A 14907-nucleotide genomic window follows, 5' to 3' on the forward strand; every position below is an offset into this window, starting at 1 on the left:
TGGAAAAGCTATTATTTATTCATAAATTTCCCCTTCGCTCAAAATCTACCAAATCAATGTTCTGTCATCTTTCTTTACAAGTCTCATTCTATTTGTTAAAATTTTTAAATAATTTAAAACATTAACACCATCGTGTTTTGATAGATTGGGAGGGAATTAGATTGGCAGAATTAAGAAGTAATATGATAAAAAAGGGATTTGATCGTGCACCACACCGAAGCCTATTGCGTGCGGCTGGGGTAAAAGAAGAGGATTTTGGTAAACCATTTATCGCGGTAGTTAATTCCTACATCGATATCGTACCAGGACATGTGCACTTACAAGAGTTTGGAAAAATTGTCAAAGATGCTATCCGTGAAGCAGGTGGAGTTCCATTTGAAATGAACACAATCGGTGTCGATGATGGAATTGCAATGGGTCATATCGGCATGCGCTACTCGCTTCCAAGCCGTGAAATTATTGCTGATTCAGTTGAAACGGTTGTCGCTGCTCACTGGTTCGATGGAATGGTTTGTATCCCAAACTGTGACAAGATTACTCCAGGTATGTTAATGGCGTCACTTCGTTTAAATATCCCTACTGTTTTCGTAAGTGGTGGACCGATGAAGGCTGGAGTGACTAGTGAAGGCAAAAAGATCTCACTTTCTTCTGTATTTGAAGGTGTAGGTGCATACCAAGCTGGAAAACTTGATGACAAGGGACTTTTAGAATTAGAACAGTTTGGTTGCCCGACATGTGGCTCTTGTTCAGGTATGTTTACAGCAAACTCGATGAACTGTTTAGCAGAAGCTCTTGGATTGGCTCTTCCTGGTAATGGAACAATTTTAGCTGTAGCGCCTGAGCGTAGAGATTTCGTTAGGAAATCAGCAACTCAGTTAATGGAACTGATTGAAAAGGATATTAAGCCTCGTGATATCGTTACAGAAAAAGCAATCGATAACGCGTTTGCCCTTGATATGGCATTAGGTGGATCATCTAATACAGTTCTTCACACATTAGCATTAGCTCATGAAGCAGAAATCGATTATCCAATCGGAAGAATCAATGAAGTAGCGGCTCGTGTTCCTCATTTGTCTAAGCTTGCTCCTGCTTCTGATGTATTTATTGAAGATTTGCATGAAGCGGGTGGTGTGTCTGCGGTTCTAAACGAATTATCTAAGAAAGAAGGAGCTCTTCACTTAGATACATTAACGGTGACAGGGAAAACACTCGGTGAAAATATCGCTGGCTGTGATGTAAAGAACTTCGATGTCATTCATTCCATTGATAACCCACATAGCGAAAAGGGTGGCCTAGCTGTATTGTTTGGTAACCTTGCTCCAGATGGTGCCATCATTAAAACAGGTGGAATTACAGGTGGAAACCGCCATGAAGGACCGGCTGTTGTATTTGATTCACAAGACGAAGCCCTTCACGGCATTGCAAACGGAAAAGTAAAAGAAGGCGACGTAGTTGTTATCCGTTACGAAGGTCCAAAAGGTGGACCTGGTATGCCTGAAATGCTAGCTCCAACTTCTCAAATCATGGGAATGGGACTTGGTGCGAAGGTTGCTCTTGTAACAGATGGCCGCTTCTCTGGAGCTTCACGCGGATTGTCTATCGGTCACGCTTCACCAGAAGCAGCTGAAGGTGGACCATTAGCGTTTATCCAAAATGGAGATCAAATTGTCATCGATGTTGACGCTCGTTCCATGGACGTTGTTCTTTCTGACGAACAATGGGCCGAGCGTAAAGCTAACTGGAAAGGCTTTGAACCAAAGGTGAAAAAGGGTTATCTTGCTCGTTATTCAAAGCTTGTAACATCTGCTAGCACCGGTGGAGTTATGAAAATCTAATCATTTCTCGACACTCATTCACGATTTGTGGATGGGTGTTTTTTTATTTTTATAAATTTTTTTCCTGCCTACAGCCTCAGTTATGTAAGCGTTGCCTACACTTCCCTCTATCAAAAACAGCTGTTGACACTTCTCCCCTATTAGATTTATGATTCATGTAACAAATTAATAAGACCTTTTACTTATCAAGAGTGACTGAGGGATTAGGCCCTATGACGTCCGGCAACCTCCATTTCATGGAACGGTGCCACTTCCTACAGAATGATTCCATTCTGAAAGATAAGTCGTATATATAACGATGCCTCTTTCTGACTGGAAAGAGGTTTTTTTGTATTTTTATAGCTTAAGGGGTGACATGAATGATCGAAGTAAAAGACTTGGTGAAAGTCTATCAAACAAAAAAAGGTGAAGTAATAGGTGTGGACCATGTGTCACTAACCGTGAACAAAGGCGAAATTTTTGGAATTGTAGGGTATAGCGGCGCTGGAAAAAGTTCGTTACTACGCTGTTTGAATTTATTGGAGGCTCCTACCTCAGGAGAAGTTAAGATCGACGGGGTTTCTCTTACGTCACTGCGAAAAAAGGAGCTACGAAGTGCTCGCCAGAAAATCGGGATGATTTTCCAACACTTCTATCTCGTAAGCTCAAAGACGGTTTTTGAAAACGTAGCTTTTGCTCTAAAAGCGGCTTATAAATCGAAAGCAGAGATTGATGCAAGAGTAACTGAGCTACTTGATATGGTTGGCTTGTCAGATAAGCGTGATGTGTATCCGTCTCAGTTGAGCGGTGGACAAAAGCAACGAGTAGGAATTGCGAGAGCGTTAGCGAATAACCCTTCCGTTCTCCTTTGTGATGAAGCTACCTCTGCCCTAGACCCGAGCACGACGAAATCGATTTTATCTTTGTTAAAAAAGATTAACCAAGAGTTAGGGTTAACAATTGTACTGATTACACACGAGATGGAAGTCGTAAAAGAGATTTGTGACCGAATGGCAGTTATGCAGGACGGGCGAATTGTTGAGGAAGGGCCAGTGTATGACTTGTTCGCAAATCCAATAAACGAACTTACCAAGGAATTCATTAATACCATTCTACAATTTGATTTACCAGAACACTTGCTATCTTCAAGCAAAGGAAAAATTGTAAAGATTCATTTCCGCGGGGCGATTGCTGAAGAATCAGTGATTTCAGATGCACTACAGAAGTACCAAGTGAAGGGCAATATTTTACACGGCAAAATCGAGTACATAAAAGACACTCCACTTGGAATCTTCATTATGGAACTTACAGGTGACACCGCTGAAGTAGAACATGCGATTCAATATATCACATCTCGCACAGAAAGCTTGGAGGTGATCCGAGATGCCGCTTGATAGCTTAATAGAGTTGCTACCCGATTTAAACAAAGCCTTTTTTGAAACGATTTATATGGTGGGAATATCGATTGTGGTAGCTATGATTGTCGGATTGCCCGTGGGAGTCCTATTGTTTGTTACCGACCGCGGATTATTTTTAGAGAATTCCCTATTTAATCAGATTGTTGGATTTTTAGTGAACATGATTCGTTCGGTCCCGTTTATTATCTTGCTCATTGCCCTTTTACCATTGGCTGACTTGATCGCTGGATCAACAATTGGGCCAACTGCCGCTTCTGTTTCACTCTCAGTAGCTGCGATTCCTTTCTTTGCAAGATTGGTAGAACAGTCACTGCGTGAGATAGATAAAGGAGTGATTGAGGCAGCGGTCGCGGTCGGAGCTTCCCCGTGGATGATCATCAAGGAGGTTCTTCTTCCAGAGGCCAAACCAGGGATCATCCAAGGCGTGACCATTACGATTATTAGTTTAGTCGCTTACTCCGCGATGGCTGGAATTGTTGGCGGTGGTGGTGTTGGGGACCTTGCCATCCGGTTCGGGTACTACCGATACGACAACACCGTCATGATCACCACCGTTATCATCCTAATTTGTTTAGTCCAGCTCATCCAATTTTTCGGTGACCGACTAGCAAAAGCAGTAAACAAAAAATAAATCACATGTGACCACTGTCCATCCCAGAAGGACAAAAACGCACCAACTGTCCACGAAGGGTGACAGACACCATAAAACTATTGGAGGAATATTTACGATGAGAAAGTTATTTTTGAGTTTTGTCATTTTGATTGCTATTGCGGCTCTTGCAGCTTGCGGTGGAAGTTCTGAGGAAGCTTCTTCTTCTGAGGAAAGTGCAACTACGAAAAAAGAAGTGAAAATTGGAGCAACCTCTGGTCCATATAGTGACATGGTTTCAAACGCAATTAAGCCTTTATTAGAGGAAAAAGGCTATGAAGTAGAAGTAGTAGAATTCAGTGACTATGTTCAACCAAATCTCGCTCTTTCCAAGGGAGACATTGACGCGAACCTATTCCAGCACAAAATCTACATGGAAAACTTCGCAAAAGAAAATAAGATTGAACTAACTGATGTTATTTCCGTACCAACTGCACCAATGGGAATCTACTCAAATACGTTTACTTCTATAGATGAAATTGCTGAGGGTGCTGATATAGCTATTCCAAATGACCCAACAAACGCAGCACGTGCTTTCTTAATTTTAGAAGATCTTGGGTTAATCACATTAAACGCAGATGCTGACCCATTAACGGTTTCAGAAAAAGACGTAGAAAAGAACGTAAAAAATCTAGTATTCCAACCAATTGAAGCAGCTCAGCTACCACGTGCGGTTGACAGCGTGGACCTTGCTGCTGTACCAGGTAACTTCGCTTTAGCAGCAAAAATGGACTTATTAGACGCATTACAGCTTGAAAATATGCCAGATCAATACCGTAACCGTGTGGTAGTTGACACAAAGAATATTGACAGCCAATTTGCAAAAGATCTGAAAGAAGTTGTTGAATCAGAAGAATTTGAAACCATCATCGACGAGGACTTCCAAGGCTTTGGTAAACCTGAATGGATGGTAAATCGCTAATTGATAAACTAGTAAAAAACAACGCCCTTACCGGCGTTGTTTTTACTAGAAAGGAATGAAGACAATGACAAAACTCGAAGTGCGTGGTGCTCCCTCCTATTATGCATGTCATGAGGGTTCGTTAAATGACCTTGAAAATCTACTTCTCTTGAATTCAATTCATCACTGCTTAGTCATTCACGGAGAACAATCTTGGAGAGCAGCAGCATCCTATTTTCCAAATATGTCAAATGTAAAGCTCACCTTTGTTTCCTATCGGGGGGAGTGCTCATTAATTGAAGTACAGAGAATCTCTACGATCGTCAGTGGTACAAATATCGACGCCATCATCGGTATCGGCGGAGGAAAAGTGCTTGATCTGGCAAAGGCAGTGGCAAATGAAACAAACAAAGAAGCCATTCTTATCCCGACTCTTGCCTCCACCTGCGCTGCTTGGACTCCATTAAGCGTGTTTTATACAGAAGAAGGCGAATTCACGCATTACACCATTTTTCCGAAAAGTACATTAATCGTCTTAATAGAACCGCGTATCATTCTTCATTCACCAATTAAATATGTTCGAGCAGGGATTGCAGACACATTGGCCAAATGGTACGAAGCTGATGTGTTAGTACGCGACTTACAAGACCTTCCGTTGCCTGTAAAAATCGCCCATCAAAGTGCGAGGCTTTGCCAGATTGTTTTACTTGAACATAGTCAAACTGCACTGAACGCGATGGAAGCAAACACTTCTTCACCTGCTTTTCTTCAAGTAATTGAAACGATCATTGTAGCTGGTGGAATGGTCGGTGGATTCGGAGACCGGTACGGGAGAATTGCTGCTGCCCACTCGGTTCATAATGGATTAACGGTAGCTCAAGAAACCCATCATCTATTACACGGTGAAAAAGTAGCATACGGTATACTTGTTCAGCTAGTGCTCGAGGAGAATTTAGAAGAAGTTGCCTCTCTTCTGCCTTTCTACAAAGCTTTAGAGCTTCCAATACTATTAAGAGATCTAGGCCTAAACCACGATGATCTCGAAAAACTCAAAGCAATCGCCGAGAGAACAGTAGCTTCTGATGAGTCCATTCATTACTTGGAGAAGGACTTTACTTCAGACGATCTATTAACCGCAATTCTATCACTGGAAACCTTTGTTGATCCCCTTGTCTAACAGAACAAGGGGTTTTTTATCCAAATGGAACATTTTTATTCAATGTTCACAAAATGTTATCAACTATTATTATCAATTTTTAGTACCTAGTAATATATATCACATCATTTTCCCATACTACATGCTAGAATCTAATGGAGATTAAAAGAAATGGGTGATAATCATGAATTTTCCTCAGTTAAAAATCGGACATATGCTTCCGAAAGCTCCGATTATTCAAGGTGGCATGGGTGTTGGAATTTCCCTTAGCAAGCTTGCATCTGCTGTTGCAAATGCAGGTGGAATTGGCATAATTTCTGGTACAGGGATTTCCGTTGAAGAAATGAGAAACCATATTCGTCAAGCTAAAGCGCTTGTGAAGAAGGATGCAGGATATATTGGTGTAAATGTATTATTTGCAATGAATGACTTTGCAGAGAAAATGAAGGCGGCTCTTGAAGAAAAGGTCGATTTTATTATTTCAGGGGCTGGGATTTCAAGGGATATGTATGCATGGGGCAAGAAAGCAGGTATTCCGGTTCTTTCAATTGTGTCCTCAGCGAAACTAGCGAAAATGTCTGAGCGCCTCGGTGCAGCGGCAGTTGTTGTTGAAGGACATGAAGCGGGTGGCCATCTTGGGACTGAACGTCCATTATTTGAGATTCTTCCTGAAGTAGTGGAGGCCGTATCGATCCCAGTTATCGCAGCGGGTGGAATCATGACAGGAGCAGACATTGCCAAAGCGTTCAGCATGGGAGCTTCTGGAGTCCAAATGGGAACTCGGTTTGTTGCGAGTGAGGAATGTGATGCACCACTTTCCTTTAAGCAGAAATACGTCGAAGCGACGAAGAAAGATACGCTCCTCGTCAAAACGACAGTTGGTCTTCATGGTCGCGCGATTGCGAATCACTTTACAGAATTAATCACTACTTCTGAAAAGCTAAAAATCACGAAATGCCTGGATTGCTTGAAAAATTGTTCGTATCGCTTCTGTACCCTTGATTCTCTATTAAAGTCTATGGCGGGCGATGTTGAAAATGGACTTGTGTTTGCAGGAGCAAGAGTTCATGAAATTAAAGAGATTCTTCCTGTGAAAAAAATCTTTGAAAATCTAACAAACGAATATCGAGTAGCGATTAGTAAATAAATATCGAGAGGGTTAGCTGAAGTGGCTAACCCTCTGAATATTATGACAGAGACTCTAACTTTTTCTTGCCTTAAATGTCATAACATTCACTTTATGACTTATCTCCATCCATTTCCCATGCCTCACACGTCATAACCTTCACTTTATGACCTCTCTCCCTCCTTTTCCCATGCCTCCCGCGTCATAACTTTCACTTTATGACCTCTCTCCTTCCATTTCCCATGCCTCACACGTCATAACCTTCACTTTATGACCTCTCTCCTTCCTTTTCCCATGCCTCCCGCGTCATAACTTTCACTTTATGACCTCTCTCCTTCCTTTTCCCATGCCTCACACGTCATAACCTTCACTTTATGACCTATCTCCATCCATTTCCTATGCCTCACACGTCATAACCTTCACTTTATGACTCGAGCCCCCTCCTATTCTATCCCCTTCAAGTCATAACCACGCTCAACCCAAACAAAAAAATACCCCGACCAAAGTCGAGGCATGCAGTCTTTATTGTTTTAGCTTCACTCGCTGTAACCGTAATGCGTTTAACACAACTGATACAGAACTGAAGGCCATGGCTGCTCCCGCAAGCCACGGAGCTAAGAAGCCCAGTGCGGCAATCGGAATACCTAGTGTATTGTAGGCAAACGCCCAGAATAGATTTTGCTTAATATTTGTGATCGTCTTTTTACTCATATAGATGGCATCTGCAATGCTGTTTAAGTCACCGCGGATAAGCGTAATGTCCGCTGCTTCCATCGCTACATCGGTACCTGTTCCAATCGCCATACCGATATCAGCGATTGCCAAAGCTGGAGCATCGTTGATTCCATCGCCAACCATCGCCACTTTCTTTCCAGCAGCTTGTAGCTTTTTCACTTCCTCGGCTTTTCCTTCTGGAAGCACTTCGGCAATGACGCGATCTACTCCTGCTTCTTTTGCGATTGATTGAGCGGTTTGCTCGTTGTCACCAGTAATCATGATCACTTCAAGTCCCATTTCCTTCAAGCGCGCAATGGCTGACCGTGACGTTTCTTTTATCGTATCAGCAACTGCAACGATACCAGCAAAAGTGCCATCAACCGCTACTAGCATCGCTGTTTTCCCTTCTTTTTCAAAAGAGACCATGTGTTCAAGAACCATTTCTTCTACATCAATTTCATACTTCTTCATCAAACGACGAGTCCCGACTAACACATCTTTTTCAGCTACCATAGCCTTAATTCCGAAGCCAGGAATCGCTTCAAACTGAGTCACATCGACAAGCGCTGTTCCTTTTTCCTTAATTCCTTCCACAATGGCTTGTGCAAGAGGGTGCTCCGATTGCTTCTCCGCAGAACCGACCAATGTTAAGAATTCTTCTTCACTCATGGAAGTTACTACATCCGTTAATACCGGCTTTCCATTGGTAATCGTACCTGTTTTATCAAGAATAACCGTTTGAATGCGGTGCGTCATTTCTAAGTGCTCGCCGCCTTTAAAAAGAATACCGTATTCTGCTGCACGACCAGATCCTGCCATAATTGAAGTTGGTGTAGCAAGACCAAGCGCACAAGGACAAGCAATCACTAGAACGGCAATTAATTTTTCTAATGCTTCTGGGAAGTCACCAGGTGCGACCCAGAAAAACCATACAAGGAAGGTTACAACTGCAATTCCGACTACGATCGGGACAAAAATACCTGAAATATAATCAGCCAAGCGTTGAATCGGGGCCTTTGATCCTTGTGCTTCCTCTACCACCTTAATGATTTGTGCAAGAGCTGTGTCCTTCCCGACTTTGGTTGCTTGCACCTTTAAAAATCCATTTTTATTAAGTGTTGCTCCAATGACCACATCACCCACTGTTTTATCAACTGGAACACTTTCACCGGTAAGCATGCTCTCATCAAGTGCAGACTGTCCTTCTAAAATGACGCCATCCACAGGAATCTTTTCCCCAGGCTTAACCAACAACACATCGCTAGCAATTACCTGCTCTAACGGGATTTCTACTTCCGCTCCATCCCGAACAACAAGAGCTGTTTTTGCTTGAAGCCCCATGAGCTTTTTAATCGCTTCAGAAGAGCGACCTTTTGCTTTCACTTCAAACAATTTTCCTAATATGATTAAGGTGATTAAAACTGCACTCGTTTCAAAATACAATCCGACACCGTGAGCGTTGTGACCAATGGTTCCAATGGCAATATACACACTATAGAAATAAGCGGCAGATGTTCCGAGCGCAACAAGCACATCCATGTTCGCACTTTTGTTTCGTAGTGCTTTATAGGCACCTACATAAAACTGCTTACCAATGAAAAATTGGACAGGTGTCGCTAACGCCATTTGTACCCATGGATTCATGAACGCTTCGGGAACATATAAAAAGGAACTAAATGAAAAGTGCCCTACCATTGCCCACAAAAGTGGAAGAGATAAGATCAAAGAGAAAATAAACTTTCCTTGCTGCTTCTTAATTTCCTTTAAACGGTGATCGACTGTTTCCTTTTCATTTTCGTCGGATTTCACAGATGCCCCGTATCCAAGCTTTTCTATTTTTTGAATCATATCCGTAACAGATACAGTCGCTGGATTATATTCAACTGATGCTTTTTCTAAAGCGAGATTCACGTTGGCACCGACGACACCGTCAAGTTTGTTTAAACCTTTTTCAATACGTGTGGAACAAGCTGCACACGTCATACCTGTCACATTTAGCTCTGCTTTTTCAGTGATTACATCATACCCGAGGGCACGAATCTTCTCTTGAATGTTAGCTGGTCCTATTACAGCAGCATCAAACTTCACCGTCGCTTTTTCGAGTGCCAAATTTACATTTGCATCCGTGACACCATCCATTTTTTTCAGACCTTTTTCAATGCGAGTAGAACACGCAGCACAAGTCATACCAGTAATTTGAAATTGGCTTTCTAGTACTTTTTCACTCATACGAAAAACTCCTTATACCTATACAGGGTATATTTTTTTTGAAAAGAGGACGTGCTATTTCTAGCACGTTGTCTTTTTGTCTAGCTCCGCCTCCTTGCCCCTCGAGTCATAAGTCATTCCCCTTCGGAAAGCAGGCATTCCTGCGTGGCCTGCCTTATGCTTGTCGGGCCAGAACAGTCGGCTCCGCTTTTCTGTTTACTTTACATCATAACCTTGATCATCAATCGTTTCTTTAATTGAATCTAATGATACTTTGTCAGCATCAAATTCTACAGCAACTGATTTGTTTTCTAAGTCAACCTTTACAGCTGCAACCCCTGCTAATTCCCCAACGCTACCTTCTACTGCTTTTACGCAATGTCCGCATGACATACCTTCTACTTGTAGTGTTACTTTTTCCATGATTAACCACTCCTTATTTTTTCATTAATTTTTGAATTGTGACAAGTACTTCATCTAATACTTCTACATCGCCCTCTTGCAGACGATCAACCACACATCCCTTTAAATGGCCTTCTAGCAATATTTTTGCGACACTGTTTAAAGCTGATTGTGTGGCTGAAATTTGTGTAATGACATCGTCGCAGTATGTGTCTTTTTCAATCAGTCCCTTGATTCCACGAATTTGGCCTTCAATGCGGTTTAGTCGTGTGACAAGATTGCTTTTCACTTTATCTGAATGATGACTTTTCCGATCACTGCTATGGCAGCTTTCCTCTTCATGTAGCAAAGAATCATCTGGATTCATATGACTCCCTCCTTTTATGCTTTTATAATAGCATACCCCTGTATAGTATGTAAATGAAAAATAAAAGAAATATATGGATATTTTTCGAACACCTTCTATATGAAAAAGGCTCCCCAAAAGGAAGCCCTATGATTCATCTTTCACCCGAAGCAATCGTAGGCTGTTCAGTGTCACAATTAGCGTGGCTCCCATATCTGCAAAGATGGCAATCCATAATGTAAGCCAGCCTGGGACGATTAATAATAGAGCTAATAGCTTAATACCAAGTGAAAAAGTGATATTTTGTTTAATAATATTTAATGCTTTTCTACTCAACTTTACAGTGAACGGTAGCTTTCTTAAATCATCAGCCATAAACGCAATATCCGCTGTTTCAAGGGCAGTATCTGTTCCTGCTCCACCCATTGCAATGCCAACGGAAGAAGCTGCTAAGGCAGGTGCATCATTTACACCATCCCCAACCATTGCTACCCGCTGATAAGTAGCACGTAATTCTTTAATAAAAGAGAGCTTTTCTTGCGGGAGAAGATTCGCTTTAACCTCATTTACTCCTGCCTTCTGTCCAATCGCCTTAGCCGTACCTTCATTGTCTCCTGTAAGCATAATGGTCTTTTGCAGTCCGAGTGAGTGAAGCTGTTGTACCACGTCTTTTGTTTCTTCTCGAATCTCATCGGCCACTGCTACAATGGCAAGGAACTGTTGAGATGAACAAACAGCCATCACCGTTTTTCCTTGTTCCTCAAGCTTAGAAATTCTTTCACGATAGACGTTTGCCAAGCCACCCTGAAGTTGTTCATGAATAAAACTTGGACTTCCAATATAGTACACCGTTCCTGCAATTTTCCCAAAGATGCCTTTGCCCGTTACAGAGGAGAAATCCTCAAGTACTAAATGGTCGAAATTTAATCCCCTTTGATCTGCCTTTTTTAAAATAGCAGAGGCAAGTGGATGCTGAGAAACCTTCTCTAGTGCTGATATAATGGCAAATGTCTCGTTGGCAGGAATGTTCGGAGCAGTTTCATAGTCGGTGACTACCGGAATGCCTTTAGTTAAGGTGCCCGTTTTATCAAAAGCAATCGCCTTAATGGCACCCATTTCCTCTAAATGAATGCCACCTTTGATTAAAACGCCCCTTTTCGCTGCATTTCCAATGGCTGTTACGATAGCAACAGGTGTAGAAATAACGAGAGCACATGGACACCCCACTACTAACACGGCTAAGCCTTGATATACCCACTCATTCCACTCTAAGCCGAACAGTAATGGTGGGACAACCGCTACTCCGAGAGCAAATAGCATAATAAGCGGTGTGTAATACTTTGCAAAGCGGTCAACAAATGCCTGTGAGGGCGCTCTTTCCGCTTGTGCTTCTTCAACTAAATGGATGATTTTCGCAATCGTGGTATCTTCCACATGCTTTGTTACCTTTACCTCAAGGAAGCCCTCTTCATTTAGGGTTCCTGCGTAAACCTCATCGTTCACGCCCTTTGCAACAGGTACCGACTCTCCAGTAATAGCTGCCTGATTAATGGCTGACATGCCTTTTACGATGATGCCATCCATCGCTAATTTTTGGCCAGGCTTTACGAGTAGAATATCATTGATTTGGATGTCTTCTACGTCAACGATCATCTCTTGAAGTCCACGTCGTATTACGGCTTCTTTCGGAGCGATATCCATAAGTGAGCGAATCGATTGGCGAGCTTTATCCATCGAATATGATTCAAGCACTTCACTAATCGCAAACAAGATAACAACTGTTGCTCCTTCGCCCCATTCACCGATAATCGCAGCTCCAATAACGGCTATGGTCATGAGTGTTTTCATATCGAACTCTAGGCGCAGTAGATTTCTGAATCCTGTGTTGAACAGGCGATAACCTCCTAAAACCATGGAGGATGCATAAGCTATCATCGATGCTAAGGATTCTTCGCCACGGAGCTCACCAATAATCCATCCTATAATTAAAAGCACAAAGGAAGCAAGAACCGTCGCATGCTTTTGTAGAAATGGCTCCTTCACCTCTTGAATACGAGCCTTTTCAGGTTGAACCTTTATACCGTCGAATGCACCGGCTTTTTCAATTTCTTCTATCGTTGCCTCACCAAACACGGTTAGTTTGGCAGCACCAAAGTTTATATTTGCATCAAAAACACCATCCAGGTGCTTTACGTTCGTTTCGAACTTTTTAGCACAACTGGCTCAAGAAAGCCCTTGAACGCGGTACACTTGCTTACTATTCGTCATTGCAGTTGAATTATCCACGTAATGCCACCTCCTTTTGATGGGTAAAGGCGATGTTAACGAGTTGTTTAACATGCTCATCGTCTAAGGAATAGTAGACCAGTTTCCCTTCTTTTCGATATGAGGCAAGACCCAGGTTTCGAAGGAGTCGAAGATGGTGCGAAGCGGTAGCAACCGTGCATCCAACTATATTAGCCACATCGCATACGCAAAGCTCCTCTTCCACACTTAGCGAATAAGCAATTTTCACACGCGTGTCATCCGCTAATGCTTTAAAAAGCTTCGAGACCTCCATTGTGTTTTGCATATTAAGCTCATTTTTTACTTTCGTAACCTTCTCCTCATCAAAACAGGTGACCTCACATACATCCTCTTTCGCCATTACACTTCCCCATTTCATTCAAACGTTCTTTTGAATATTATAGCATATGAGATGAAATGATAGTTGTGACAAATCTATAGATAATGGAAAAAGAGGACAATTTAGCTGTCCTCCTACCTATTATTCCGTTGTAGGCTTTTTTCGGAAAAAGATTTCTGGTTCAAAACGGTGTAGAGGATGTGTTCGATTCTGCGCTGGTTCTGCCGAAATCCTTGGAGCCTCCTCCGGCCTTCGCGGATCTTGCGCTGCCCTTGTTAAAGACTCGGTTAATGGACCCCATCTTCTTAACATCATCACAAGAAAAAATATGACGCATCCAGCAATCGTAAAGACGATCGAAGGAGAGGCATTGTTCACACCGCCTACATCTAACAGGCGGCCACCTATTGTTTTTCCTCCCGCTTCCCCTAGTCCATACACCACATTTGATAACGCAAAAAATAAACTGATTAACTCTGGTTTGGATAACTGGGAAATCGTGCTATCTACCGTGGGCAAAATCATCATTTCACCAATCACAAAGATGGCTCCACTTATTATAAATAGGAAAAATCCGTTTGAGAAAAACAACGATGATATCCCTGCCGTAATAAACAATACTCCTATTCCTAGTGCAGAGATCGGGTTTACTTTTGTAATGAAACGTTTGGTTATGAAGCCTTGAAGGGTGATAACGATAAAACTGTTGATCGTCCAAATTAAAGAGATATTTTTCGGGTTGTCCAACACGACTGTTGCCCGCAGTGGCAGTGCAAGTGAAAACTGTGCATACAATGCCCAGATCAAAACGGTTACGACACTAAACATGATAAATGACCGATGCTTTAAAGCTTCCCCATACGCCCCTAATGGCAGTGATGGACAAGGAATGTCACCGCAATTTTTCGGAAGTAAAAGCCAACTCACTAAAGCCAGCCCTACATAAATGGCAGCCGCGATAAAGAAGATGGTTCTTGAGGCTTCAGCTAAAAGAAAGAAAATGATAAGGCCACTTGTACCTGTTCCTACATTGGCCGCAATCCCACGAAGTGAAAAAGCAGTCGTTTGGTTTCCACTTGAAGAAGCAAATGTTGCAATCGCTGCCTTCGTGGAGGGAGCGTTTAATCCATTGCCAAGGCCCATAATGGCTGCCGAAACCAGAAGAAACAGGTAATCGGTAAATATGCCAAAGCTCATTACTCCACCTGCTGTAATCAGGGCACCCAAGCCGATGATAAAACGTCGCCCTATTCGGTCTGCAAGAACTCCTCCTGTAATACTTCCAAATTGAAAAGCAATGGCTATCGTTGCTAAGATCGTCCCAATCTGTACCAAGGTTATTTCTGTTTCAGTTGTTAGTATGATAGGAAGCATAGGCATCACAAGATAGGAACCTAGGTGTGCAAGCAATACTCCTAACAAAAGAATTTGCAACGGACGATCAAGTTTTTTATATTCCATTAACCCCACTTTGATTACACCCTTCCAACGTTCAACGTTTCTTTTCCTACTTTTCCCCATTACATACTATTTATGAAAAAAGC

The 14907-nt window shown here is 42.3% G+C and carries 12 protein-coding genes and 1 riboswitch; of the genes, 6 read left to right on the forward strand and 6 right to left on the reverse strand.

Annotation, left to right across the window (positions count from 1 at the left end):
- Positions 1-161: 161 nt before the first annotated feature.
- The 6 genes from ilvD (at position 162) to ACVBAX_RS18485 (ending at position 7085) form a co-directional block, all read left to right on the forward strand.
- Positions 162-1835, forward strand: a complete 1674-nt coding sequence (gene ilvD / locus ACVBAX_RS18460; protein ID WP_447118306.1) for a dihydroxy-acid dehydratase — start codon at positions 162-164, stop codon at positions 1833-1835.
- A gap of 179 nt (positions 1836-2014) precedes the next feature.
- Positions 2015-2121: riboswitch (SAM riboswitch) on the forward strand.
- A 73-nt stretch (positions 2122-2194) separates the two neighbouring features.
- Complete coding sequence (locus ACVBAX_RS18465; protein WP_447118307.1) at positions 2195-3208, forward strand: methionine ABC transporter ATP-binding protein; 1014 nt, start codon at positions 2195-2197, stop codon at positions 3206-3208.
- The gene (locus ACVBAX_RS18470; protein ID WP_430774975.1) at positions 3198-3863 is read left to right on the forward strand and encodes a methionine ABC transporter permease; all 666 of its coding nucleotides are present in this window, start codon (positions 3198-3200) and stop codon (positions 3861-3863) included. Before ACVBAX_RS18465 ends, ACVBAX_RS18470 begins: the two co-directional genes overlap by 11 nt.
- A gap of 97 nt (positions 3864-3960) precedes the next feature.
- Positions 3961-4803 (forward strand): MetQ/NlpA family ABC transporter substrate-binding protein, encoded by an 843-nt coding sequence (locus tag ACVBAX_RS18475; RefSeq protein WP_447118308.1) that lies wholly within the window; start codon positions 3961-3963, stop codon positions 4801-4803.
- A gap of 64 nt (positions 4804-4867) precedes the next feature.
- Positions 4868-5959 carry an iron-containing alcohol dehydrogenase family protein gene (locus ACVBAX_RS18480; protein WP_447118309.1) on the forward strand — a complete coding sequence of 364 codons (1092 nt, stop codon included), beginning with the start codon at positions 4868-4870 and terminating at the stop codon, positions 5957-5959.
- Positions 5960-6122: 163 nt separating this feature from the next.
- A complete protein-coding gene (locus ACVBAX_RS18485) occupies positions 6123-7085 on the forward strand; it encodes an NAD(P)H-dependent flavin oxidoreductase (protein WP_447118310.1) in 963 nt (320 codons plus the stop codon).
- A gap of 501 nt (positions 7086-7586) precedes the next feature.
- On the opposite strand, the gene ACVBAX_RS18490 is transcribed toward ACVBAX_RS18485, so the two are convergent.
- From ACVBAX_RS18490 to ACVBAX_RS18515, 6 genes are all read right to left on the reverse strand, one after another.
- Positions 7587-10010: a heavy metal translocating P-type ATPase gene (locus ACVBAX_RS18490; protein WP_447118311.1), complete on the reverse strand. Its 2424-nt coding sequence runs from the start codon at positions 10008-10010 to the stop codon at positions 7587-7589.
- 195 nt (positions 10011-10205) lie between these two features.
- The gene (copZ, locus tag ACVBAX_RS18495) at positions 10206-10412 is read right to left on the reverse strand and encodes a copper chaperone CopZ (RefSeq protein ID WP_430774970.1); all 207 of its coding nucleotides are present in this window, start codon (positions 10410-10412) and stop codon (positions 10206-10208) included.
- A gap of 13 nt (positions 10413-10425) precedes the next feature.
- Complete coding sequence (locus tag ACVBAX_RS18500; RefSeq protein WP_119709870.1) at positions 10426-10758, reverse strand: metal-sensitive transcriptional regulator; 333 nt, start codon at positions 10756-10758, stop codon at positions 10426-10428.
- 126 nt (positions 10759-10884) lie between these two features.
- Positions 10885-13005: a heavy metal translocating P-type ATPase gene (locus tag ACVBAX_RS18505; protein WP_447118333.1), complete on the reverse strand. Its 2121-nt coding sequence runs from the start codon at positions 13003-13005 to the stop codon at positions 10885-10887.
- Between the two features lie 10 nt (positions 13006-13015).
- Positions 13016-13384 carry an ArsR/SmtB family transcription factor gene (locus ACVBAX_RS18510; RefSeq protein ID WP_430774969.1) on the reverse strand — a complete coding sequence of 123 codons (369 nt, stop codon included), beginning with the start codon at positions 13382-13384 and terminating at the stop codon, positions 13016-13018.
- Between the two features lie 120 nt (positions 13385-13504).
- On the reverse strand, positions 13505-14824 hold the full coding sequence (locus ACVBAX_RS18515; RefSeq protein ID WP_447118312.1) for an MFS transporter: 1320 nt from the start codon (positions 14822-14824) through the stop codon (positions 13505-13507).
- Positions 14825-14907: the final 83 nt, after the last annotated feature.

The organism is Robertmurraya sp. GLU-23 (assembly GCF_052983275.1).

What these genes read in the sequence shown, in the direction of transcription:
- ACVBAX_RS18465 (WP_447118307.1), top strand. Translation starts at nt 2,195, where the DNA reads ATGATCGAAGTAAAAGACTTGGTGAAAGTCTATCAAACAAAAAAAGGT.
- ACVBAX_RS18470 (WP_430774975.1), top strand. Translation starts at nt 3,198, where the DNA reads ATGCCGCTTGATAGCTTAATAGAGTTGCTACCCGATTTAAACAAAGCC.
- ACVBAX_RS18475 (WP_447118308.1), top strand. Translation starts at nt 3,961, where the DNA reads ATGAGAAAGTTATTTTTGAGTTTTGTCATTTTGATTGCTATTGCGGCT.
- ACVBAX_RS18480 (WP_447118309.1), top strand. Translation starts at nt 4,868, where the DNA reads ATGACAAAACTCGAAGTGCGTGGTGCTCCCTCCTATTATGCATGTCAT.
- ACVBAX_RS18485 (WP_447118310.1), top strand. Translation starts at nt 6,123, where the DNA reads ATGAATTTTCCTCAGTTAAAAATCGGACATATGCTTCCGAAAGCTCCG.
- ACVBAX_RS18490 (WP_447118311.1), bottom strand. Translation starts at nt 10,010, where the DNA reads ATGAGTGAAAAAGTACTAGAAAGCCAATTTCAAATTACTGGTATGACT.
- copZ (WP_430774970.1), bottom strand. Translation starts at nt 10,412, where the DNA reads ATGGAAAAAGTAACACTACAAGTAGAAGGTATGTCATGCGGACATTGC.
- ACVBAX_RS18500 (WP_119709870.1), bottom strand. Translation starts at nt 10,758, where the DNA reads ATGAATCCAGATGATTCTTTGCTACATGAAGAGGAAAGCTGCCATAGC.
- ACVBAX_RS18510 (WP_430774969.1), bottom strand. Translation starts at nt 13,384, where the DNA reads ATGGCGAAAGAGGATGTATGTGAGGTCACCTGTTTTGATGAGGAGAAG.
- ACVBAX_RS18515 (WP_447118312.1), bottom strand. Translation starts at nt 14,824, where the DNA reads ATGGAATATAAAAAACTTGATCGTCCGTTGCAAATTCTTTTGTTAGGA.